The organism is Intrasporangium flavum (assembly GCF_001956915.1).
Lineage (GTDB): Bacteria > Actinomycetota > Actinomycetes > Actinomycetales > Dermatophilaceae > Monashia > Monashia flava.
Genome location: NZ_MLJO01000007.1, coordinates 40,840 through 62,890 on the forward strand (window position 1 = coordinate 40,840; position 22,051 = coordinate 62,890).

The 22,051-nt window shown below is 73.5% G+C and carries 16 protein-coding genes; 8 read left to right on the forward strand and 8 right to left on the reverse strand.

Going from position 1 to position 22,051, the window contains the following annotated elements:
• Positions 1–752: 752 nt before the first annotated feature.
• On the reverse strand, positions 753–1,634 hold the full coding sequence (locus BIV28_RS06205; RefSeq protein WP_076260239.1) for a Fic family protein: 882 nt from the start codon (positions 1,632–1,634) through the stop codon (positions 753–755).
• Between the two features lie 177 nt (positions 1,635–1,811).
• On the opposite strand from BIV28_RS06205, the gene BIV28_RS06210 reads away from it, so the two are divergent.
• Positions 1,812–2,936: an acyltransferase family protein gene (locus tag BIV28_RS06210; protein WP_076260240.1), complete on the forward strand. Its 1,125-nt coding sequence runs from the start codon at positions 1,812–1,814 to the stop codon at positions 2,934–2,936.
• Here BIV28_RS06210 and BIV28_RS19920 read toward each other — a convergent pair.
• On the reverse strand, positions 2,875–3,087 hold the full coding sequence (locus tag BIV28_RS19920; RefSeq protein WP_207555809.1) for a hypothetical protein: 213 nt from the start codon (positions 3,085–3,087) through the stop codon (positions 2,875–2,877). The genes BIV28_RS06210 and BIV28_RS19920 overlap by 62 nt on opposite strands.
• Positions 3,088–3,105: 18 nt before the next feature.
• A complete protein-coding gene (locus BIV28_RS06215; RefSeq protein WP_083707086.1) occupies positions 3,106–4,632 on the reverse strand; it encodes a ferredoxin reductase family protein in 1,527 nt (508 codons plus the stop codon).
• 311 nt (positions 4,633–4,943) lie between these two features.
• Between BIV28_RS06215 and trpS the strand changes: the two genes are divergently transcribed.
• Entirely contained in the window at positions 4,944–6,083 is a 1,140-nt protein-coding gene (gene trpS / locus BIV28_RS06220) for a tryptophan--tRNA ligase (protein ID WP_083707102.1), read from the forward strand.
• A 194-nt stretch (positions 6,084–6,277) separates the two neighbouring features.
• Complete coding sequence (locus BIV28_RS06225; RefSeq protein ID WP_076260242.1) at positions 6,278–6,841, forward strand: nucleotidyltransferase domain-containing protein; 564 nt, start codon at positions 6,278–6,280, stop codon at positions 6,839–6,841.
• Positions 6,842–6,847: 6 nt separating this feature from the next.
• Here BIV28_RS06225 and BIV28_RS06230 read toward each other — a convergent pair whose 3' ends face one another.
• From BIV28_RS06230 to BIV28_RS06240, 3 genes are all read right to left on the reverse strand, one after another.
• Positions 6,848–7,633 carry a lysophospholipid acyltransferase family protein gene (locus tag BIV28_RS06230; protein WP_242652794.1) on the reverse strand — a complete coding sequence of 262 codons (786 nt, stop codon included), beginning with the start codon at positions 7,631–7,633 and terminating at the stop codon, positions 6,848–6,850.
• A gap of 110 nt (positions 7,634–7,743) precedes the next feature.
• The gene (locus BIV28_RS06235; protein ID WP_083707087.1) at positions 7,744–9,453 is read right to left on the reverse strand and encodes an alkaline phosphatase D family protein; all 1,710 of its coding nucleotides are present in this window, start codon (positions 9,451–9,453) and stop codon (positions 7,744–7,746) included.
• A gap of 73 nt (positions 9,454–9,526) precedes the next feature.
• Positions 9,527–9,940, reverse strand: coding sequence for a GNAT family N-acetyltransferase (locus BIV28_RS06240; protein ID WP_076260244.1), 414 nt, complete (start codon positions 9,938–9,940; stop codon positions 9,527–9,529).
• A 239-nt stretch (positions 9,941–10,179) separates the two neighbouring features.
• Here BIV28_RS06240 and acs point away from each other — a divergent pair, with 239 nt between their 5' ends.
• The 3 genes from acs to BIV28_RS06255 all read left to right on the forward strand — a co-directional run bounded on the left by acs (position 10,180) and on the right by BIV28_RS06255 (position 14,228).
• Entirely contained in the window at positions 10,180–12,186 is a 2,007-nt protein-coding gene (acs, locus tag BIV28_RS06245) for an acetate--CoA ligase (protein WP_076260355.1), read from the forward strand.
• A 162-nt stretch (positions 12,187–12,348) separates the two neighbouring features.
• Positions 12,349–12,681: an META domain-containing protein gene (locus tag BIV28_RS06250; RefSeq protein WP_076260246.1), complete on the forward strand. Its 333-nt coding sequence runs from the start codon at positions 12,349–12,351 to the stop codon at positions 12,679–12,681.
• Between the two features lie 338 nt (positions 12,682–13,019).
• Entirely contained in the window at positions 13,020–14,228 is a 1,209-nt protein-coding gene (locus tag BIV28_RS06255; RefSeq protein ID WP_076260248.1) for an acyltransferase, read from the forward strand.
• A gap of 259 nt (positions 14,229–14,487) precedes the next feature.
• On the opposite strand, the gene BIV28_RS06260 is transcribed toward BIV28_RS06255, so the two are convergent.
• Positions 14,488–16,101 (reverse strand): HNH endonuclease signature motif containing protein, encoded by a 1,614-nt coding sequence (locus BIV28_RS06260; protein WP_076260250.1) that lies wholly within the window; start codon positions 16,099–16,101, stop codon positions 14,488–14,490.
• 28 nt (positions 16,102–16,129) lie between these two features.
• On the opposite strand from BIV28_RS06260, the gene BIV28_RS19925 reads away from it, so the two are divergent.
• A complete protein-coding gene (locus tag BIV28_RS19925) occupies positions 16,130–16,576 on the forward strand; it encodes a hypothetical protein (protein ID WP_207555810.1) in 447 nt (148 codons plus the stop codon).
• A gap of 51 nt (positions 16,577–16,627) precedes the next feature.
• Here BIV28_RS19925 and BIV28_RS06270 read toward each other — a convergent pair whose 3' ends face one another.
• Entirely contained in the window at positions 16,628–17,668 is a 1,041-nt protein-coding gene (locus BIV28_RS06270; protein WP_242652795.1) for a helix-turn-helix domain-containing protein, read from the reverse strand.
• Between the two features lie 334 nt (positions 17,669–18,002).
• On the opposite strand from BIV28_RS06270, the gene BIV28_RS06275 reads away from it, so the two are divergent.
• A complete protein-coding gene (locus tag BIV28_RS06275; protein WP_076260254.1) occupies positions 18,003–21,821 on the forward strand; it encodes a S8 family peptidase in 3,819 nt (1,272 codons plus the stop codon).
• Positions 21,822–22,051 lie beyond the last annotated feature (230 nt).

A 22,051-nucleotide genomic window follows, 5' to 3' on the forward strand; every position in this document is an offset into this window, starting at 1 on the left:
GGGTGTGGACAAGGCACGTCAGCGCCTCGGGGACGACGCCGATGCGGCGCCTGACCGATCCCGGACAGACAGGTGGCCTCCGTCCGGGGGAAGACGGAGGCCACCTTCACGAGACTGGCACCGGGGGGGAGGAGCCAGATCGCGCAGCGCTCGACCCCGAAGGGGAGCGCCGCCACAATCGTGGACCCCATTGCACCCGAATGCAAACCGACTTGTCACGACACGCAGCGAATTTTCACGAATCAGGCCGTGGGTGCAGCCGCGTGGAATGGTCGCACGCGACCACCGCGCGGGCCAAAACGGTCAGACTCCAACACCCGGTCCTCCGAGGGCGTCGGGTGGCGCATACCCGAGCACACCCGCTCGGACCCGAGCACACCCGGCCCGCAGACCCGCAGACCGGAACGGTCCCCACACGAGTGGAGGCCCCCGACCGTGGACGGTCGAGGGCCTCCGGAGACGTATCGGGCTACCAGGCGTGCAATTTCCGTAGTGTCGCCCCGGTGGTGATCCCGGGGGTGGACGGTTCCAAAAGGAACTGCTCTCGCGTGGGTACTCGATACTTCTCGGAAAAGGGTTCTACGCGGATCCGGATCTACGCCTCTCGGCGATGTGGTTCCTGCGTCCGTTCTACCCCACCGCGTCGGCGTGGCGACAGACCCGACGCGTCGCGGGAGCCCGGAACTGTCCACCATCGTGGACACCACGCACGGGAGGGCGCCCCGCGGGTCCGGCGAATGGGACTCGGGGCCTCAGAGGCCGGGGCCGAGCCGCCCGACGCGGACGGCGTCGCTGATCCGCTCTCCCGCCGCGGCGCCCTCGACGTAGGCGGTGCCGGCCTGGGCGAGCCAGAGACCGACGCCGCGCGCGCCGCCCGTGGCGTAGGCGGCGAGCGACCCGAGGTAGGCGGGCCCGCCCTGGGCGAGATGGCCCGCCTCGGGGACGGCGACGCCGGTGGGGTCGAGGCCGAGCGCCTGCACGAGCGCGCGCTCCATGGCGCGTGCGACGAGGCCGTTGCCGTGGACGAAGGGCCTGATCGCGGCGACCTCCGCGTGGACGAGGGCGGCCGTGACGGCTGCGGGGATCCGGGTCGACCCCGCGGCCGCGACGACGAGCTCGCTCAGGGCCGAGAGCCGGGTGGCGACGGCCGACGCCGACGGCGCGTCGCCGAGGTCGACGAGCTCGGTGCACGACTCGTCGCCGACGCGCGGGCGCCCCAGCGCGTCCGACCCGACGACCGGTGAGGCCGCCGCGACGTGGAGCCGCGCCAGGGCCTGCAGCGGCGCGGTGCGCACGAGACCCACGACGCGCTCGCTCTCGGCCGTCGCAGCGACGGCGCCCTGGAGCGTCGACAGGCCGGGGTCGGGGTCCTCGGGCCACTCGTGCGTGCCGCTCATGAACGCCCGCACGACCTCCACCGGGAAGTCCGCACCGTCCAGCGCGGCGCTGGCCTGCGCGCCACGGACCCGCGACTCGGCCGCGGCCTCGGGGATCCGACGGCGCAGCGCCTCGTGGAACCGCAGCCGGGTGCTCGCCTCGCGGGCGGCCTCGGCGCGCTCGCGCACGTCGGGCAGGTCGACGAGGGCGGCGAGGTGGTCGAGCAGCGCGGTCTGGGCAGGGGTCGGGTCGGGCACCGGCCCAGCCTAGGAGGAGGCCCGACCGACGCGTGCCACCGCGTGAGCAGCCCCACGCCCGACGCGTCCCCACACCCCGACACGTCAACGCACCCGAGCGGCCGATGCGTCGGGCCGCACCGCGTCCGGGTCCGCCGATCGGCGGACAGGACGCATCCCACCCGCGACAATCCGAGGGTGACCGCCGAGCCCGCAACGTCGAGCCCCGCGCACCGGGAGCGCGTGCTCGACGGGCTGCGGGGCCTTGCCGCGCTCGCGGTCGTGCACGTGCACCTCGTCTTCTACAGCGGGCTGTCCGAGCTCGACGGCGGCGGCCACGCCGGGGTCGTCGTGTTCTTCGTGCTGTCGGGCTACCTCGTGACGCGCCAGCTGTGGCGGCGCCCGGCCGGGGCCCCGCTGCGAGCCACCTACGCCGACTTCGTGCGTCGACGCGTCGTGCGGCTCTATCCGGCGCTGCTCGGCATGGTCGTCGTCACCGGTGCCGTGTTCGCGGCCCTCGACGCTCCCCCGCTCGCCGATGTGATCCGCACGGCACCGGTCGTGCTCGCGCAGGCGACGGCGCCCTTCGTCGCGGCCGGACCGATCGCCGTCGAGCCGTGGCAGCACACGTGGAGCCTCACGGTCGAGTGGGTCTTCTACCTCGTGTGGCCGCTGCTGCTGCTCGCCGCCCGACGCCGCCTCGACGCGGCCCGGCTGCGCACGGTCGTGCTCGTCGCGGCGGGCGCTCTCTACGTCGCCTCGCTCGCCCTGTCGCCGCGCGTCTTCTACTTCGTGGCACCGGCGAACTGGGCGGCGATGCTCATCGGGGCGGGGCTGGCCCTGCACCACGCCGTGCCGGGTCGACGCGACGACGCGGGTCGCGACCCGCTCGTCGTGACGCTCGGGATCGCGCTGCTCGTCGTGGCGACGCTCCTGCCGAGCTCGCTCAACGGGCACCCCGCCTACCGCTACACGGTGTTCCCCGCGGCGGCGGTGGTCGCGTTCGTCGTCATCGACCACCGCCGCGACCGCGGGGGTGTGGTCCTTCGGCTGCTCGGTTCCCGGGTGCTGTCCGGCCTCGGAGTCGCGAGCTACAGCCTCTACCTCTGGCACCTCCCGGTCGTGTGGGCGGTGCGGGCGGCCTGGCCGGACGCATCACCGCTGCTCGTGTGTGCGGCCGCGCTCGCCGTCCTCGTGCCGGTCGTGGCCGCGAGCTTCGTCCTGCTCGAACGCCCCTGGCTCACGGCCGGCCGTCCAACGCCTACGGGTTGGCCGGCACGGTCGACGCGGAGGGCGCAGCAGGCGGAGCGGGTGCAGGCGTAGCCGGCATCGAGCGGGCCGGCGTCGGCTTGCTCTTGACGGTGGCGCCGGGAGTGCGCCCGTAGGGCACCCCCTGGTTGGCGCTGGTCGGGTAGGCGAGGGTGAGCGCGAGCGCGATGGCAGTCGCCGCCACCCACAGGGTGTTCCGGATCATGGGGCTCTCCTGCCGCGGTCAGAACGCGAAGCGCTCGACGTGGATGTGGGTGTTCGGGACGCCGGCCCGTCGGGCGGCCTCGGCGGCGGACTGCGCCCACGCGTCGGGACCGCAGATGTAGACGTCGCCGTCGCAGACGTCGGGCACGAGACTCCGGATCGCCACGTGGTCCTCCTCGCTCGCTGGTGCGGCCTGCCAGGAGGTGCGGCCGCTCGGCCGGTGCCCGGGCAGGTAGACGACGCGCACGCCCCGCTCCCGCGCCAGCTCGTCCAGCTCGTGCCGGAACACGAAGTCGTCCTCGCTCGAGCCGCGGTAGATCAGGACGGCCTCGCCCGGGGCGTAGTCGAGGTCCTCCATCAGGGCACGCACCGGGGTGATGCCGATCCCCGACGCCATGGCCGTGACCCTGCCACCGTGCCCCGACGCGCTGGTGAACCGCCCGTACGGGCCCTCGAAGAGGACGGGCGTCCCGGGTCGCAGGCCACGCAGGCGCCGGCTGTTGGTGCCGACCTCCTTGGCCGTGATGCGGAGGGTGTCGGCCTGCGGGGCAGCCGAGAGGGCGTACGGGTTGCCGCGCGTCCAGCCGCGTCCGTCGCGGAAGCGCCAGATGAAGAACTGGCCAGCCTGGGTGCCGAGCCGCTCGAGGTCACGGCCCCGCAGGTGCACGGACACGTTGCCCGGCGCGTCCTCGACGACCCGGTCGACGACGACGCGGTGGCGCGCCGAGCGGAGCAGGGGCACGAGGAGCCGAAAGACGAGGAGGCAGCCGACGGCGAGGGCGTACAGCGTCACGAGGAGCACCTGGGCCCACTGCGGACGGAACTCGCTGCCGGTCCAGATCATGTGCGGCACGACGAGGGCGATGCCGAGGAGCGTGTAGAGGTGGAGCAGGTGCCAGGTGTGGTAGCGCAGGCGCCGGCGGGCGGCCCGGCTGGAGGTGACGCCCACCATGACCAGCAGCACCGTGCCGAGCGCGGCCAGCATCATGCCGCGCCAGTCGGCGACCATCCACCAGAGCGACCCGAGCACGGTCCGGCCGTCGCGGACCATGTAGCCGAGCATGAGCAGGACGATGTGGGCGAGCATGAGGTTCAGCGACGTGAAACCCGTCCACCGGTGGATCCGCACGAGCCGGTCACGGCCGAAGGAGCGCTCGATCCACGGCAGGCGTGCCATGAGCACGACCTGCACGATCATCAGGTCGGCCGACACCAGCCCGGCGAGCTTGCCCGGGTAGCTGAGCGGGCCCTCGGGCTTGGCGAACATCTTGTCGAGCGACCCGTCGGCGACCCAGAGGTAGACGAAGAACAGCAGGCTCGCCCAGAAGGCGACGGTGCACACGGCACGGACCACGGCCGAGGCCCGGTCGGGGGTGGCCCGGTCGGGGGCGGCCCGGTCGGGGGTGGCCCGGTCGGGGGTGGCCCGGTCGGGGGTGGCCCGGTCGGGGGTTGCCCGGCCGGGCGGCGAGAGCGTCGGTGCGGGAGGAGGGTCTGCCAGCACCTGCTGGTCCCGATCCGGGCCGGTCGCGAAAGGACTTATCGTCATTGACAGTTCCACCTCACTGTGAGAGGCCCGGGACGCTCCGTGGCCTGGGGACACGCTCGTGCAGGCGCGCCCGGGGCGTCGACGTTCTGTTCATAGAGTTCTGAGCGGGATGCGACGAAGGCGGCGACGAGGCGTACCCTGACCACATGAGTTCGACCGTCGCACCGATCCGCGCGCGGTGGCTGCCCAGCTGAGGCGGCCTGTCGAACCAACCCATCCAGAGCCGCCCACGGGCGGCTCTTGCCATGTGCGTCAGGCGTGGACGGCGTGCGGCCCGTGGGCCTTCCACGAGGAGCACCCGCATGACCAGCATGACCAGCATGACCAGCACGGCCGCCCTTACCAGCGCGACCGCCTTGGCCCACCCACCCTTCGAGGCCGATGAGAGCGTCACGTACGCCGCGGCCCGGGAACGCAGCCGCGTCCTCGACGCCCTCATCGACGAGCACGCGGCGAGTGACCCGACGCGGTTCCGGATGCTCTCCGGCGACCGGCCCACCGGGCCCCTGCACATCGGCCACTTCCTGGCCAGCCTGCGCAACCGGGTCCGTCTGCAGGACAAGGGAGTCGAGACGTTCGTCCTCATCGCCGACTACCAGGTCATCACCGACCGCGACTCCGTCGGGGCGATCGGCGACAACGTGCACGGCCTGGTGCTCGACTACCTCGCGGCCGGCCTCGACCCGGCACGGACGACGATCTTCGCCCACAGCGCCGTGCCCGCCCTCAACCAGCTGATGCTGCCGTTCCTGTCGCTCGTCACCGACGCCGAGCTGCGGCGCAACCCGACCGTCAAGGACGAGCTGACGCTGTCCGACGGGCGGCCGCTGTCGGGCCTGCTGCTCACCTACCCGGTGCACCAGGCGGCCGACATCCTCTTCTGCCACAGCCGGATCGTGCCGGTCGGCCGCGACCAGCTGCCGCACCTCGAGCAGACGCGCGCCATCGCCCGACGCTTCAACGCCCGGTACGCCGGCGGCCAGCCGGTGTTCGGCGAGCCGGAGGCGCTGCTGTCGGACGTGCCGTTGCTGCTCGGCACCGACGGCACGAAGATGAGCAAGAGCCGGGGCAACGTCGTCAACCTCCGCGACTCGGCCGACGAGACGGCGGCCCGGATCCGCGCGGCCCGCACCGACTCCGAACGGCGGATCACGTACGACCCCAACGGTCGTCCCGCCGTGGCCAACCTGCTGACCATCGCCGGGCTGTTCCTCGAGGAGTCGCCCGAGGCGGTCGCGGAGGGCATCGGTGACGGTGGCGCGAGCCGGCTCAAGGAGGTCGTCACCGACGCGGTCAACGGCTCTCTCGCGGGGCACCGGGCCCGGCGTGCCGAGCTCGAACGCGACCCCGGCTACGTCGCGGGGGTGCTGCGCGGGGGCAACGAGCGCGCCAACGCGGTCGCCGACCGCACCCTGGCCACGGTCCGCGCCGTCATGGGCATGGCCTACTGACCCGCCACGGGAAGTGCGCCGTGGCGGAGTTGGCGCGCTCGGACTGGCCCCAACACCGCTGGAACTGCGCCATGGCGGACTTCCCGCGGCCGAGCAGGCCCTGACGCCGCCGGAACTGCGCCATGGCGGACTTCGCGCAGTGGTGACCGCCCGATCCGGCCGCATGCGCTCGCCACCGGACCTAGCCTGAAGGCATGGACGGCGGCGACGACCGACGCGCCACCGAGGCCCGTCAGCTCGCGGCGATCGGCGAGCTCGGCGCGGCCCTCGACGCGTCCGGCTTCGAGCACTGGCTCTTCGGAGGCTGGGGCGTCGACTTCCTCGTCGGCCGCCGGACGCGTCCGCACGACGACGTCGACCTCGCGGTCTGGCTGCGCGACCGGCCTCGCCTGCACGGCTGCCTCGTCGCCGCGGGGTGGGAGCACACTCCCCTGGCCGGCGAGGTGGTCGGCACGAGGTACGCGCGCGAGGGGGTGCGGCTCGAGCTCACGTTCCTCGTCGACGGCGACGAGGGCGAGGTCTTCATCCCCTTCGAGCCCGAGCCGGCACTGTGGAGCGCGGAGCCCTTCGGGGACGCGACGAGCACCCTCGACGGCGTCCGCGCCCGCACCGTCCCGCTCGCCCGAATGCTCGCCGACAAGGAGAACGCGCGCGACGACCCCGCCGGTGGCGACAAGGACCGCGCGGACCTCGAGGCCCTCCGCGCCGCGGCGGGCCGACGTGATCGCCAGCGGGGTCCCGACACCGTGCCGGGGTGAGTTCGCCTACAGGACAGCCCTGCTGGCGCGCGGCGGACCGTCGACCCTGGCCATCGCCTCGGCGTCGAGGCGCAGCCCTTCCTCGACGCCGGGGGCCGTGCCGCCGCGTGACGCGGGCAGCCACCAGCGGTCGGCGTGGTCGCGCGGGCGGTCGGGGTAGGTGTCGACCGCGTCGGCGAGCAAGCCGGCCAGCCGCTCGCGCAGCGCCTCGGTGACGACGTACGGGTCGGCATCGGCCCCGGGGTGCAGGGGCTCCCCGACGCTGACGGTCACGGCGCGGCCGCGACGCAGGCTCCAGCGTCCGCCGACCGTGAGGACGCGCTGGCCGCCCCACACGACGACCGGCACGAGCGGGACGCCGCACCACCCGGCGACCGCGGCAGCGCCGGGACGCAGCGGCCGCAGCTCCCACGAGTGGGAGATCGTCGCCTCCGGGAAGAGGCCGACGACCTCCCCGGACGCCGCGAGCCGCACCGCCCGCCGCAGCGCCACCTCCCCGTGCGCGCGGTCGACGGGGACGTGGCGCATCGACCGCATCGCCGCCCCGACAACGGGTGGCGCGAAGACGCCCTGCTTGGCGAGGAACCGGACGAGCCGGCCGCGCTCGGTGCCGACGAGGCCCACGAACAGGAAGTCGAGGAAGCTGACGTGGTTGCTCGCCAGGACCGCCCCGCCGCGCGCCGGCACGTGCTCCGCACCCCGCACCTCGATCCGCAGCCCGAGGGCGGCGAAGATCGCCCGGGCCGCACGGACGACGACGCGGTAGGTGAGGTCGGTGGGCAGGCCGCGCACACCTCGTCTTCGGTGCCGCGGCCGCCCACGGATGGGTGGGCGGCCGCAGCGACGGAGGCGGGCGTGTCACACCGTGTGACACCGGGTGGGCCGAGGGAGGCGACCCGGGCTCAGTCCGAGCCGTGCGTCTCCTCGCGGATCGTGTCGGCCACGACCTGCTCGTCGGTCGGCGTCGAGCGGCGCAGCGAGGCCGACGCCGGCAGCGGGTTGTCGGCCGTCTGTCGCAGCCCGCGCACCCCGTCGTCGATGACGAACTCGGCACGGGTGAACGCCTCGGCGCCCGGCGTCGTCACGACCGGCACGCACCGGAAGCGGGCCGTCATCGCGTCGGGCGTGATCGTCGTGGACACGTAGCCGCGCAGGTTGGTCCAGAACCGCAGGTTCGGGTTCCAGGCCGCCCACGGGTGCTGGCCGGTGGGGCTGTCGTAGCCGTTGCCGCCGGAGGTGATCGAGCTGGTGACGAGCTCGGAGCCGACGACCTCGCCGGGGTTGTCGTAGTCGAGGTAGAGGTCGGAGGCCCAGTGGGCGTGGACGTCGCCGGTGAGCACCACCGGGTTGCGGACGCCGGCGTCGACCCAGCCCTGGGTCACCCGCTGCCGGGAGGCCGGGTAGCCGTCCCACGCGTCCATCGACACGGTCGTCCTCGCCGTCGGGTCGTTGTCGCGGCGGCCGAAGAAGACCTGCTGGCCGAGCAGGTCCCAGCGGGCCTCGGAGCGTCGGAACCCGTCGAGCAGCCAGGCCTCCTGCTCCGTGCCGGGCAGCGAGCGCGCGGGGTCGGCGGCGTCGGCGCAGTCCTTGTAGCCGTCGCCGCAGGCCTGGTCGGAGCGGAACTGGCGCGTGTCGAGCATGTGGAAGTTGGCGAGCCTCCCCCACCGGACCCGTCGGTAGAGGTCGAGGTTCGGGCCGTTCGGCACGGAGGTCCGGCGGAGCGGCATGTTCTCGTAGTAGGCGCGGTAGGCGGCGGTGCGCCGCTGCAGGAAGGTCGGCTTCTCGGCGACCTTCTCGGGGGTGTCGCCGGCGTAGTTGTTGTCGACCTCGTGGTCGTCCCACACGGCGAGCCACGGGGCGGCGGCGTGCGCGGCCTGCAGGTCGGGGTCGCTCTTGTACTGGCCGTAGCGCTGCCGGTAGCCGACGAGGGTCGTCGTCTCCGGGCCGACGTGGGCGCGGCCGACGCCGTTGCCCGCGCCCTCGTACTGGTAGTCGCCGAGGTGCAGCACGAGGTCCGGACGCTCCTGCGCCAGCCGGTCGTACGCCGTGAAGTAGCCGGCCGGGAAGTTCGAGCACGACACGAACGCCATCGTCAGCGCCGACGGCAGCTCGAGCGCACCCGGCGACGTGACGGCGCGGCCGGCGGGCGACAGGTGGCGACCGAGCCGGAAGCGGTACCAGTACTCGCGGCCGGGGCGCAGGCCGCCGACCTCGACGTGCACCGAGTGCGCCCAGCCCGGCTCTGCCGCAACCGAACCCGCCTTGACGACGTCGGCGAAGCGCTCGTCCGTGGCCACCTGCCAGCCCAGCTGGTAGGTCGTCGACGGCATGCCCCCGAGGCCGTCCGACGCGATCGGGTCGAGCGCCAGGCGCGTCCAGATGACGAAGCCGTCGGGCGCCGGGTCACCACTCGCGACGCCGAGGGTGAACGGGTCGGCGGTCGGCGTCGGGGCGGCGGCGCTGGGCCGGCTGTCGAGCAGGACGCTGCCGCCGGCGAGGGCGACGGCGCCGGTGGCGAGGCCGGTGCGCAGGACCGTGCGCCGCGTGGGTCTGGCAGGGGTGGCTGAAGAGGCGTCGGTGGGGATGGCGGGTGCAGGGGGGTGAGTGTCCATGTCGTCCACGTTCGTCCGGTTCGACGCCGAGGCGGCCGACGCGGGGCCGAACCTCTGGTGAACGTTGGCCGGTTCACGCGTCCGGACGCGGCAGGTCGGGGTAGATGCGGAAGCCCGGTTTCTCGCGGTGCGCGAAGGAGCGGTAGAACGCCTCGGCGTCGTCGGTGACGAGGTCCATCCGCTGCGTGCCCGATGCCGCGAAGACCGCCTCGACGAGGCGCCGACCGACCCCGCCGCGTCGGTGCGTCGCGGTGACGCCGAGCTGGGCGAGGTAGGACTGCACGACGCCGTCGCCGAAGGCCTGCGCGAAGCCGACGACCCGCCCACCCTGGCCGCCCGACTCGACCGCGACCCAGGCGAAGACGCCCGGTGCCGTGCACGCCCGGGCGGCGACCTCCGCGTCGGAGAAGGAGGGCCAGCCGAGCTCGCGGCACAGCGCGGCCACGCCCTCGGCGTCGGTCGGTCGGAACGGGCGCACGTCGGTCACCGCACCACCCTCCCCCACGCCGCGTCCTTCCGGTGGCGTCGCGCGGTCCACCTTTCCACCGGCCACGGACGTCGACCGCTCGTCCGGCGGCCGGGACCGTTCGGCGGGCTACTCGCCGGTAGCGGTGAGACCCCCGTCACGCGGCCTTGCTGGGCGAACTAGCCTGCGTTTGAGTTGTGCCGACCGTCGATGCCCGCGCGCCCCGCGCCCGCCGGGTCGACGCCAGCGCACCACCGTCGATGCGAAAGGGTGACACCGTGAGCGACAAGCCGCTCGAGAACCTCGTCCACGAGGGCCTGACCTTCCCGCCCCCGGCCGACTTCGCCGCTCAGGCCAACGGCACCGCCGACCTCTACGAGCAGGCGAGCGCCGACCACGAGGGTTTCTGGGCCGAGCAGGCCCGCACCTACCTGACGTGGAGCACCCCGTTCATGCAGTCGCTCGACTGGAGCAACCCGCCCTTCGCGAAGTGGTTCGCCGACGGCGAGCTCAACGCGTGCGTCAACGCCGTCGACCGCCACGTCGAGGCCGGCCGCGGCGACAAGGTCGCGATCCACTTCGTCGGCGAGCCCGAGGGCGACACCCGCGACATCACCTACGCCGACCTGCACGAGCAGGTGCAGCGCGCCGCCAACGCCCTCGCCGACCTCGGCGTCGGCAAGGGCGACACCGTCGCGATCTACCTGCCGATGATCCCCGAGGCCGCCGTGGCGATGCTCGCCTGCGCCCGCCTCGGCGCCCCGCACTCGGTCGTCTTCGGCGGCTTCTCGGCCGAGGCGCTGCACTCGCGCATCGACGACGCCAAGGCCAAGGTCGTCATCACGGCCGACGGCGGCTACCGGCGCGGCGCGCCCTCGGCCCTCAAGCCGGCCGTCGACGCCGCCCTCGACCACGGCGACACCTCGGTCGACCACGTGCTCGTCGTCAAGCGCACCGGCCAGGACACCGCCTGGAACGACGAGCGCGACCTCTGGTGGCACGAGGCCGTCGAGAAGGCGTCCCCGACGCACGAGGCGCAGGCGTTCGAGGCCGAGCACCCGCTCTTCATCCTCTACACCTCCGGCACGACCGGTAAGCCGAAGGGCATCTTCCACACGACCGGCGGCTACCTGACCCAGGCGGCCTACACCAACGCGGTCGTCCACGACGTGCACCGCGACACCGACGTGTACTGGTGCACCGCCGACATCGGCTGGGTCACCGGCCACTCCTACATCGTCTACGGGCCGCTGACCAACGGCGTCACGCAGGTCATGTACGAGGGCACCCCGGACACGCCGCACCAGGGCCGCTGGTGGGAGATCGTCCAGGACTACAAGGTGACGATCCTCTACACGGCCCCGACGGCGGTGCGCACCTTCATGAAGTGGGGCACCGACATCCCGGCGAAGTTCGACATGAGCTCGCTGCGGCTGCTCGGCTCGGTCGGCGAGCCGATCAACCCCGAGGCGTGGCTCTGGTACCACAAGCACATCGGCGGGGGCCGCGCCCCGATCGTCGACACGTGGTGGCAGACCGAGACCGGCGCCATCATGATCAGCCCGCTGCCCGGCGTCACGACGCTCGAGCCCGGCTCGGCGCAGAAGCCGATCCCCGGCATCAGCGCCGAGATCCTCGACGACGAGGGCCAGCCGTTCACGACGCCCGAGCAGGTCGGCTACCTCGTGCTGACCAAGCCGTGGCCCTCGATGCTGCGCGGCATCTGGGGCGACCCGGAGCGCTACAAGGAGACGTACTGGTCGCGGTTCGGCGAGAAGTACTACTTCGCCGGCGACGGCGCGAAGTACGACGCCGACGGCAACATCTGGCTGCTCGGACGCGTCGACGACGTCATGAACGTGTCGGGCCACCGCCTGTCGACGGCCGAGATCGAGTCGGCGCTCGTGTCGCACCCGAAGGTCGCCGAGGCCGCGGTCGTCGGGGCCAACGACGAGACCACCGGCCAGGCCGTGTGCGCCTTCGTCATCCTGCGCCAGGAGGCGGTCCAGGAGGCCGACGAGCCCGGCGAGGGCACCGACCTCGTGCAGGAGCTGCGCAACCACGTGGCCAAGGAGATCGGCCCCATCGCCAAGCCGCGCTCGATCATGATCGTCAGCGAGCTGCCCAAGACGCGCTCCGGCAAGATCATGCGTCGCCTCCTGCGCGACGTCGCCGAGGGCCGCGAGGTCGGCGACGTGACGACGCTCGCCGACAGCTCGGTCATGGACCTCATCAAGACCGGCATGTCGAAGGACTCCTCCGACTGACGCTCTTGGACGGCGTCCGACGCCATCCGACGCCGCCCGTCCCGGGCACCTGCGGGGCGGGCGGCGTCCTTGTCCCCAACCCCTCCCGCACGACGTTCGTCGCCGACGTCGATGTGGATCGGCGGCAGCGTCGGGGGCGTACCGCGTGGTTGACTCGGGGCCATGAGCAACGCCGAGCAGGAGTCGCACACCTGGGTCGTCGAGTCGATCGGCGGCGTGCCCACGGTCGAACCGAGGCCGCGCCTGTCCCTGGGTGAGGACGGGCTGCTCACCGGGACCACGGGCGTCAACCGCATCGTCGGCACGTACAAGGCCGAGAACGAGCTGGTCAAGGTCGAGGGCACCGGGATGACGCGGATGGCCGGGTCGCCCGAGGCCATGGACCAGGAGAAGCGGTTCCTCAAGGCGCTCGAGGGTTGGCAGGCCTTCCACGTCGGGGGCGGCCGCCTCGAGATCGGCCCCGTCGACAACGGGCTCATCTGCGTCCTCACGTAGCAGGGTCCGCCGACGACCTGAGCGCTGTCACGACGCAGTCTGAACGTTGATACGACGCAGTCTGAACGTCGATACAACGCCGTCTGAACCTCGATGAACGACGACTGCTGAGCGGTGGCACGAGGAGGCCGAGGCGCCTTCGCGCGGGTAGCGTGCGGTCGCGCGGTCCCCGGCGAACAACCGGGGCCGCCGCTGTCGGGCCCGGACGCCAGCCGCTGCGCCGGGGTCCACGTCCTCGCCCTCCACACAGCACCACGACCAGGGAGTCCCGTGCGCCCCACGCACCCCCAGCCCGTCGCAACCGCATGCCCCGGACACCTCAAGGCCGGGGCCCTCCGATGAGCACCTCGCGACTCGGAGGTCCGGCAGAGGTCGTCGACGCGGACCGCCCAGACGACGCCGCGCTCGTCGGCGACTCGGGCCACGGCGTCGACGCGGTCTCCGAGGGCGATCGCAGGGGCGCCGCGCCAGACCGGACGCCGGCTCGGCCCCGACCGGACCTCGCCTGGATCTCGTGGCTGCGCTTCGTGGCCATCGCCGCGGTGGTCACGATCCACACGGTCAGCTACAACGCAGTGCAGCCCGGAGCCCGCGACACGCTGCGCGGCATTACCGCCATCCATCTCGACGTACTGGGGGTCTTCGCGGTCCCGGTGTTCGTCATGCTGAGCGGTGCCCTGCTGCTCGACCCGACCCGCTACCAGGGGCCGCGTGACTTCCTCCGAAAGCGCGCCCTCCGGCTCGTGCCGGCGGTCGTCTTCTGGCACGCGTGGTACTTCCTCGTGCGCGTCCTCCTCCTCGACCAGGACCTGCGGCTGGGCGACGCCGCTGCCGTGGCGTTGAGCGGCAAGCTCTACACGGCCCTCTACTTCTTCTGGATCGTGCTCGGCCTGGCGGTGTTGACGCCGGTCCTCATCCCGTTCGTGGCCAAGGCGACGCACCGCCAGATGCTGGTCGTGGGCACGCTCGCGTGCCTGATGACGGCCCTGAGCCAGGCGACGGCTCAGTGGCGCGGTACCCCGGACGTCTTCGTCGAGACGGCGTGGACCTGGTGGGTCCCCTACCTCGGATACTTCCTGCTCGGCTGGGCCCTGCGCGGCGTCGTCCTGCGCGGCCGCGCCCTCGTCGGGGCACTTGTCCTCGCCTGTCTCCTGGGAGCCCTGATGGGGTGGCAGTGGCACAACCCCGAGGCACCGGCCTGGCTGGAAACCATGAGTCCAGTCGGCTACTACAGCACCCCGGCGATGGTGTACTCGTTGGCGGTGTTCCTGGTCTTCCAGGGACTGGTCCGGCGCGACGGGCCGCTGCGCCGCCTTGCCTCGTCCCGGATGAGCTCGCTGGCGCGAACCCTCGGCGACGCGACGATGGGAGTATTCGCACTCCACCTCACCATCCTGATGTGGGTCCCGGAGTGGCCCGTCATCGGTGGCGAGCGCGCGGCCGGTGGCACCTCGGTCCTGCTGTTGCGCGTCGGTGCCGTGCTGACCCTGACGTACGTCATCGTCCTGCTCCTGCGGCGCGTGCCCGGAGTCAGGCGCATCCTCTGACGCCTCCTCCTCTCCTCCCAACGCCTCACGCACCTCCGTACATCGAGATCCCCAGACGTACCAGCTCACGGACGCCCGGCACGCAACGCGCCGACGCCGTGAATCCGCATGGCCCGACGGCAGATTGGGCCGGCCCTGGATGTCGCCGTACCTGGATGTCCACGGTCGGCAGCGCGCAGCCGGCGATCGCGTTGAAGAACGTCCGCGACGGCACGCTGGCGGGCCCCGTCGCCGGACGGCGGGGCACAGGGCGGGGCAGCTACCGGTGCCAGGTGACCCCCAACGCGTTCACCGTCGCGGTCAGGCCCCGCTCGTGCACCACCGTGTGGTGCCTCCCGCACAAGAGCGCCCCGTTGGCCAGGTCGGTCAGGCCCCCGTGCAGCCAGTGCACGACGTGGTGGGCCTCGCACCACTGCGGTGGGATCGTGCATCCCGGATACGAACACCCACCGTCGCGCCGGGCCAGCGCCCGACGCTGGGCCGGCGTGAAGAACCGCTGCGCCCGCCCCACGTCCAACACCTCAGAGGGCCCGCCCAGCACCATCGGCACGATCCCCGCCTCGCACGCCAGCCGCCGCACTGCCCCAGGGCTCAGCACGGCGTCATCCTCGGCGATCCCGGCGCCCTGGACCTGCTCCAGCAGCGCCTCGAGGCTCATGGTCACCACCAGCGTCGTGCGCGGCGTGCGGGCCACTCCCTCGGGCGCCCCGACGGCCCGCCCGACCAGCTCGAGCAGCGCGTCTGCGCGCCGCGTCGCCGGCGTCCGCGGGTCGAGGGCACCCGACGCGGCACCACCATCGCCGGCCCCGGAAGCTGAGGCGCCTGGACCGGGGGTGGTGTCGGAGGTGGTCGCGGCCTGCAGACCGGACCAGTCGAGGTCGGGCCGCGGTCGCGCCAGCGGGTCGATCGCCGCCTCGAGGATTGCCGCGCCCTCGGGGTCGAGCCGCAGCAGGAAGTCGACGAACCCGGCACACGAGCCGACCCGCCGCAACGACCGCCCGGCGCGCAACCCTCGCTCTCGGATCTCGGCCTCGGCCGGCGGGCGCAGGCTCGCTCTTGCGTGACCGACGAGCCGGCGCAGCTCGCGAACCGTCAGCGCCGGCGCGTGCTCCACGAGCGAGGCCACCACGTCGTCGAGGTGCTCCCGGTCGGCGATCGGCGCGAGGTCACGCTGGAACCGCACGATGACGCCGGCCTGCACGGCCGACACCTCGCAGGCCGCGACCCGTGCCGCCAACAGTTCCCATCGCGGCTCTCGGAGCGCCGAGCCCAGGAGCGCCATCGTCGCTGCATCGCCGCCCTCCAGGGCCACCACCGAACCGGCGGCCGCGGCGCCTTCTCCCGGGCCGGGCTCGGACCGGTCACCGTTCCCCGCGCCGACCGCGACCCGCAGCCAGTCGGGCCCGGAGAGCCGAGCCGCGCCGGCCAGCCCACGCTCGTCGGCCTCCCGCGCGAGCATGACGCTCAGGGCCTGGGCGGCCTCCCGCAGCGCCTGCGCGTGCCCGAAGGAGAGCGCCACTGCCTCGTCGCCGAGCGACCAGAAGGGGAAGTCGTTCGCCAGCCCGCGCACCGCCTCGAGCATCACGGCGAGGCGTTCCGACAGGTCCGTCGCGTCCGTCGCGCCCGTCGAGCCCTTCGAGCCCGTCGTGTCCGTCGCCTCCGACAGATCCGTCTCCTCTGTCGCGCCCGTCGCAGGGACTCCGGTCCCGTCCTGCTCCTGACCGGCCTCGCCGATCGCGCCGGCGCCGAGCGCACGACCCGAGCCCCGACGCGCTCGAGCGCCCTCGACGGCAGCGCGCGCACGGACCGACCGTGTCGGCGCCGAAGGCGTCGACACGGTGCCGGCGTCGGCGGGCCGAGTGTCGAGGAGCATGGTTCCACCATAGACTCGAGCACTGACAATGCATGACGATGACATCTCAGGAGTCACGGTGCCCGACTACCCGAAGACCACCCGCAGGCGCCCCGCCGTCGACACCGTCCACCGAGGCGACCGTGGCGACCGCGACGACCGCGACGACCGCGACGACCACGTCGACCGGCCCGACCGGCCCGACCGGCCCGACCGGCCCGACCGTTCCAAAATGATCTCGGTCCGGCTCACGACCGACGAGTTCGAGGCCCTGTCGGCGCAGGCGACCGAGCTCGGCATCGGCCCGTCCACTCTGGCGCGCACGCTGATCCGTCGCGGCCTGGCCGACCAGCCCTCCACTCCCGCAGCCACCCCAGCGTCCTCGACCCTCGAGGCGCGCCTGGAGGCCCACCTGCAGGCCGCCCTCCAGCCCGACCTCGTGCAGGATCTCGTGGCACGGGTCGAGGCCCTCGAACGCTGGGTCGCCGAGCACTGACCCCTGACCAGGACGCAGAAGCCCTGCCCCACAACAGATCCCGGTCGTGCGTCAGGCCGTGCCGGCGACCTCCGGCGCGGCGATGTCGGTGGCCGCAGCATCGGTCGACGCCCGCGCCACCCAGCCCCGCTCGTGGGCGGCCCACCCGAGCTGGATGCGCGTCGTGGACCCGGTCGCGTCCATGAGCGACCTGACGCGCCGCTGCACCGTGCGAAGCCCGACGTCGAGCTGGCGCGCGACCCGCGCGTCGGAGGCACCGGCGAGCAGCAGCGAGAGCACCTGGAGGTCGAACTCGTCCGGCCCCGAGTGCATCTCGACGATGTCGTCGGCGTCGGGCGTCGACAGGACGAGCGGCCACGCGTCGCGCCACACCGACTCGAACAGCGCCACCAGTGAACCCACGAGTCCGGCGGCGTGGATGACGAGGGCAGACGGCTCGGCCCCCTCGACGTCGAGCGGCACGAGGGCGGTGCGTCCGTCGGCGATGACGAGCTTGGTGGGCACGCGCTCGACGACGCGCACCTCCTCCTCCCGACGCAGCACGGCCGCGACGTTCGCCTGCGGCTCGTGCTCGAGGACGTCGCGCTCGAGCACCACCCGGTACCGGACGCCGCGCGCCGTGGCGATGTCCTCGGCCGAGTTCTCGTCGGCCGTGACGACCGCCGGCCGGTCGGTGACGAACGCGCAGACCTCCGACACGGCCCCGAGCTGCAGCTGGTGGAAGCGCTGACCGACCGCGCCGGCGCCGATGACGACCTCCACGAGGTCGTGGACGTCGACGGAGGCCTCGGTGCGGTGGGCCTCGGCGAGCCGGGCTGCGGCGAGCTCGGCCTGCTCGAGCTCGTGGCGCCGGTCGTTGACGATGGCGCGGAGCGCGACACCGGGCGGTGCCGCGACCCAGCGGCCCGGCGCCACCGCCGACTCGGCGACGAGACCGCGGGCCCGGAGCGCGAGCACGGCCTGCTCGACGTCGGCGTCGGGCATCGTGCACCGACGCGCGAGGTCGGCCAGCCCGGTCGCGCCGAGCCCGACGAGCGTCCGGTAGACCGTCGCCTCCTCCGGCGAGAACCCGAGGGCGCCGAGCACCTCCACGTCGCTGCCTCCCCACCGGCCGCGTGGGTGCGCGGCCGCGTCTCCGCGTCTCCATGCCGTGAGGACGGTGGCAACACCTCGGGGACCTGCACTCGCGACCACGGCGTCAGTAGACCCGCGGCCCTCGAGGGGCGGGTCACCCCGCCGGTGGCGGACCCCCGCCATGGCGCACAACCGCCGCCTGCCATTGTTCCGCAGACCGGGTCACATCGGCACATTGGGGCGCACGCCGGACGTTCCCCCGTCCGGCCACGCCGGGCTCTCCCCGTCCGGCGCCCCGAGCCGCGCGGGCCCGATCAGGCGGGCCCGCGCACCCACCCCCTTCGGAGGACTCATGCGCCCCAACTGGCGTACCACCCTGGGAGCAGCCACGGCGGCGGTACTCGCCGCGACGGCTGCGGCCCCGACCCAGGCCCTCGGCCAGGGATCACCCGGCGCGGGCGACCGCGACCGTCCGATCGTCGGATCGGCCGCATGGTCGGCCGGCGCCGCCGCCACCAACGCCGCCGCCCAGCGCCCCAGGACCGTCACGCTCGTCACCGGCGACCGCGTCGTCGTCACCGGCGCGGGCACCGAATCGCCCTCTGCCACGGTGCTGCCCGACGCCGACGGCACCGTCCCGACGGTCGAGACCCGACGCGTCGGGCGCGACCTCTACGTCTACCCGGAGAGCGCGGCCGCGGCCCTCGCCGCCGGACGCGTAGACGACGAGCTCTTCAACGTGACGGGCCTCGTCGCGCAGGGCTACGACGACGCGTCGACGCAGAGCCTGCCCATCATCGTCGGCTACACCGGCGGCGTCGACGTCGCGCGCAGCGCGCCCGCCACCCCGCGCGGCGCGGCGAAGAAGCGCACGCTCCGGTCCATCGGCGCCGTTGCCATGGCCACCGACAAGGCGAAGGCGAAGGACTTCTGGGCCGACGCGTCGAGCCGGGCCACCCCGGCCGGCGCCCGCGTCGCGAAGGTGTGGCTAGACCGCAAGGTCAGCGCGAGCCTCGAGGAGTCGACGAAGCAGGTCGACGCCCCGCAGGCGTGGGCGGCGGGCCTGACCGGCACCGGCACCACGGTCGCCGTCCTCGACACCGGCGTCGACGGCGCGCACCCCGACCTCGCCGGCCGCGTCAAGGCCTCCCAGGACTTCACCGGCTCCTACGGCGGCGCGCTGTCCGACCCCGACGGCCACGGCACGCACACGGCCTCGACCGTCGGTGGCTCCGGCGCGGCGAGCGGCGGGCGGGAGAGGGGCGTCGCGCCCGGCACCGACCTGCTCATCGGCAAGGTCCTCGACGACTACGGCTCGGGCTCCTACTCCGGGATCATCGCCGGCATGGAGTGGGCCGTCGGCCAGCACGCCGACGTCGTGTCGATGAGCCTCGGCAGCAACGGCCCCGTGGGCGACTGCACCGACCCGCTGTCGACTGCCGCCCAGCAGCTGTCGACGACGAGCACGAGCCTGTTCGTCATCGCCGCCGGCAACACCGGCCCGGGCACCAACACGGTCTCGGCCCCGGCGTGCGCGCCCGCCGTCCTGTCGGTCGGCGCGGTCGACAGCGCGGACCAGACCGCGTGGTTCTCCAGCCGCGGCCCGGCCGCGTTCACGCACACCCTCAAGCCCGAGATCGCCGCCCCGGGCGTCGCGGTGCTCGCGGCCCGCTCCGGTGGCCGTGGCGACGACGCGTACGTCGCCATGTCGGGCACGTCGATGGCCACACCGCACGTCGCCGGCGCCGCCGCCGTCGTCAAGCAGGCCCACCCGTCGTGGACCGGAGCGCAGCTCAAGGCCGCGCTCGTCTCCACGGCGGAGTCGTCCGTGCCGGGCGACGTGCGCGAGGTCGGCGCCGGGCGCCTCGACGTGTTCGCCGCGACCAAGGCGACCGTCACGAGCGGGGCGGTCCAGGCCGGCAGCTTCGACTGGCCGCACACGGCGGCGCAGCGCACCACGGTCGACGTGCCGTTCACCAACCTCGGCGACACCCCGACCACCCTGTCGCTCAAGGTCGCCGGCCTCGTCGGCGACGACGGCAGCGCGCTCAAGACGGCCGACGTCACGCTCAACACCTCGACGCTGACCGTCCCGGCACACGGCACGGCGTCGGTCCCGCTCGCCGTCGACCCGTCGGTCAGGCTGACCGCCGCGCAGTACGGCGACGTCACCGGCCGCGTCCTCGCCACGACGGCCGACGGCACCACGGTGTCGACGCCGTTCGCGATGTACGTCCAGCCCGAGACGGTGACGCTGACGCTGCGGCTCACCGACCGCCTCGGCCACGCGGCCGCGGGCACCTCGAGCGTCGACGTCGTCAACACCGACTCGCCCCGCGGCGAGCGCCGGTACAACAACGGCCAGGCCGAGCAGACGTACGCGATCCGCCCCGGCACGTACCTGCTGTCGGCGTTCGTCCAGTCCCCAGACGGCGACGCCGCCGCGCCGACCCTCGACTCGATGGCGTACTTCGCGCGCCCCGAGATCCAGATCACGGGCGACACGACGATCGACTTCGACGCGCGCCAGGCGCACCTCGTGTCGGTCAAGACCGACCGGCCGAGCGTGGCCCGGGCCTCGGTGCTCTCCTTCACCCGCCAGTGGGACGACGTGTGGGTGCACGCCGGCTCGATGCTGGCCGGCTCCACGGTCAGGGCCCTCTACGCCGACGTGCAGGGCAAGCCGAAGGCCGGCACGTGGGAGTTCGGCATCAACCAGCGTGGCTACGCCCCCGCGGTGACCTCCATGACCGCGGGTGCCGCGACGCTGCACCCGACCGCGCCCGAGGTGACGGCAGCGGGCCTCGACGGCACCGGCAGCGCGCCGCTCGTGGACGCCGGTGCCGGCACGGCGTCCGACCTGACGGCCGAGAAGGTCGGCGGCAAGGTGGCGCTCGTGCGCCTCGCCTCGCCGACGGGCAACCTCACGTCCGCGATGGTCAACGCCGTCAAGGCGTCCGGCGCCAAGGGTCTGCTGCTCTACCGCCCGGCGACCGGACGGTGGGCTCCGGCCCTGGGCTTCCCGGCGGTCTCGGTCGCGGCGTACAGCCTGCCGATGGCCGAGGGTGACGCGCTGCGTGCCGCCCTGGCGTCGGCGCCCGGCAACACGCTCACCCTGTCGTGGCAGGCCACGGCGCGCAGCCCGTACGTCTACACCCTCGGCTTCACCGAGTCGACGCCGTTCACGAGCGACAAGACGTACGTCGTGCACGACAAGAGCCTCGGCCGCACCGACGCGACGTACACGGCCATGGGCGTCGACACGGCGTTCGTCGACGGGGTGAGCGTGCGGCGCCCGAGCGGCTTCGGCTTCGGCGTCTCGACCTTCAGCAGCGTGCCCGTCCCGGGCCGGCGGAGCGAGTTCTACACCGACGGCGGCTCGCAGTTCGAGCAGTTCGTCATGTCGAGCCTGCCGTTCGGCGAGGCGATGCTCGGCACGTGGCACGGCTACCCGGCCGGCAGCGTCCGTACCGAGGCCTGGCACGGCGGCGTCGTCGGCCCGACCGCGATCCAGGACGAGGACGGCGCAGAGCAGCTGACCGCCGAGCGGCAGGGTGACCTCATGGGCTTCGCGCCGCAGCTCTACGGCGACGACTGGGGCCACGTGGCGCAGCCGGGCAGCTTCGGCGACGGCGGGTCGCTGGAGATGCGCCGCGACGGCGAGGTCATCGGCACGAGCCCCTGGCCGTCCGGCGTCTTCGAGGTGCCGGCGGGCGACTCGCGCTACGAGCTGACGCTGCGCCAGTCGAAGTTCCCGTCGTCGGCCCCGGCGTGGCGGCGCTCGATGCAGGTGACGACGACGTGGGGCTTCCACTCCCACCTCGAGCCGGACGTCTTCTCGCGCGGCCTGCCGCTGCTCTTCCCGCGGGTCACGCTGCCCGAGGACGGCATGAAGACGCTGCCGGCCGCCGCCGGCCAGGTCCTGCCGGTGCGCGTCACCGGTCACGCCGGTTACACGCCGGGCGCCATCGCGTCGGTCGAGGCGGCGACGTCCTACGACGGCGGCACCACGTGGACCGATGCCGCGGTGCGGCACACGGGTGACGCGTGGAGCGCGGTCGTCGACCACACCGGCGCGTCGGGCAAGACCGTCGCCCTCCGCGTCACGGTCACCGACGTCACCGGCGCCACGGTCACGCAGGTGACGCAGGCGGCGTACGTCGTGCGCTGACGGTTGGTGCTGGCAGCGAACCGCCCGGCTCCCCATGTGGGGGGTCGGGCGGTTCCGTCTGCCACGCAAGGCTCGGCTTGGCGGCTGCTCCGCCGGTGCCTCACCGCGCCGGCGCACACCCAGGTGGCTTGTCGCGCCGCGCGGCGGTCACTGGGGCTGCGGCTGGGCGACGTGTGTCGCGCACCCCTGTCGACGCACTACCGTCAGGGGGTGAGCCAGCACAGCCCCGA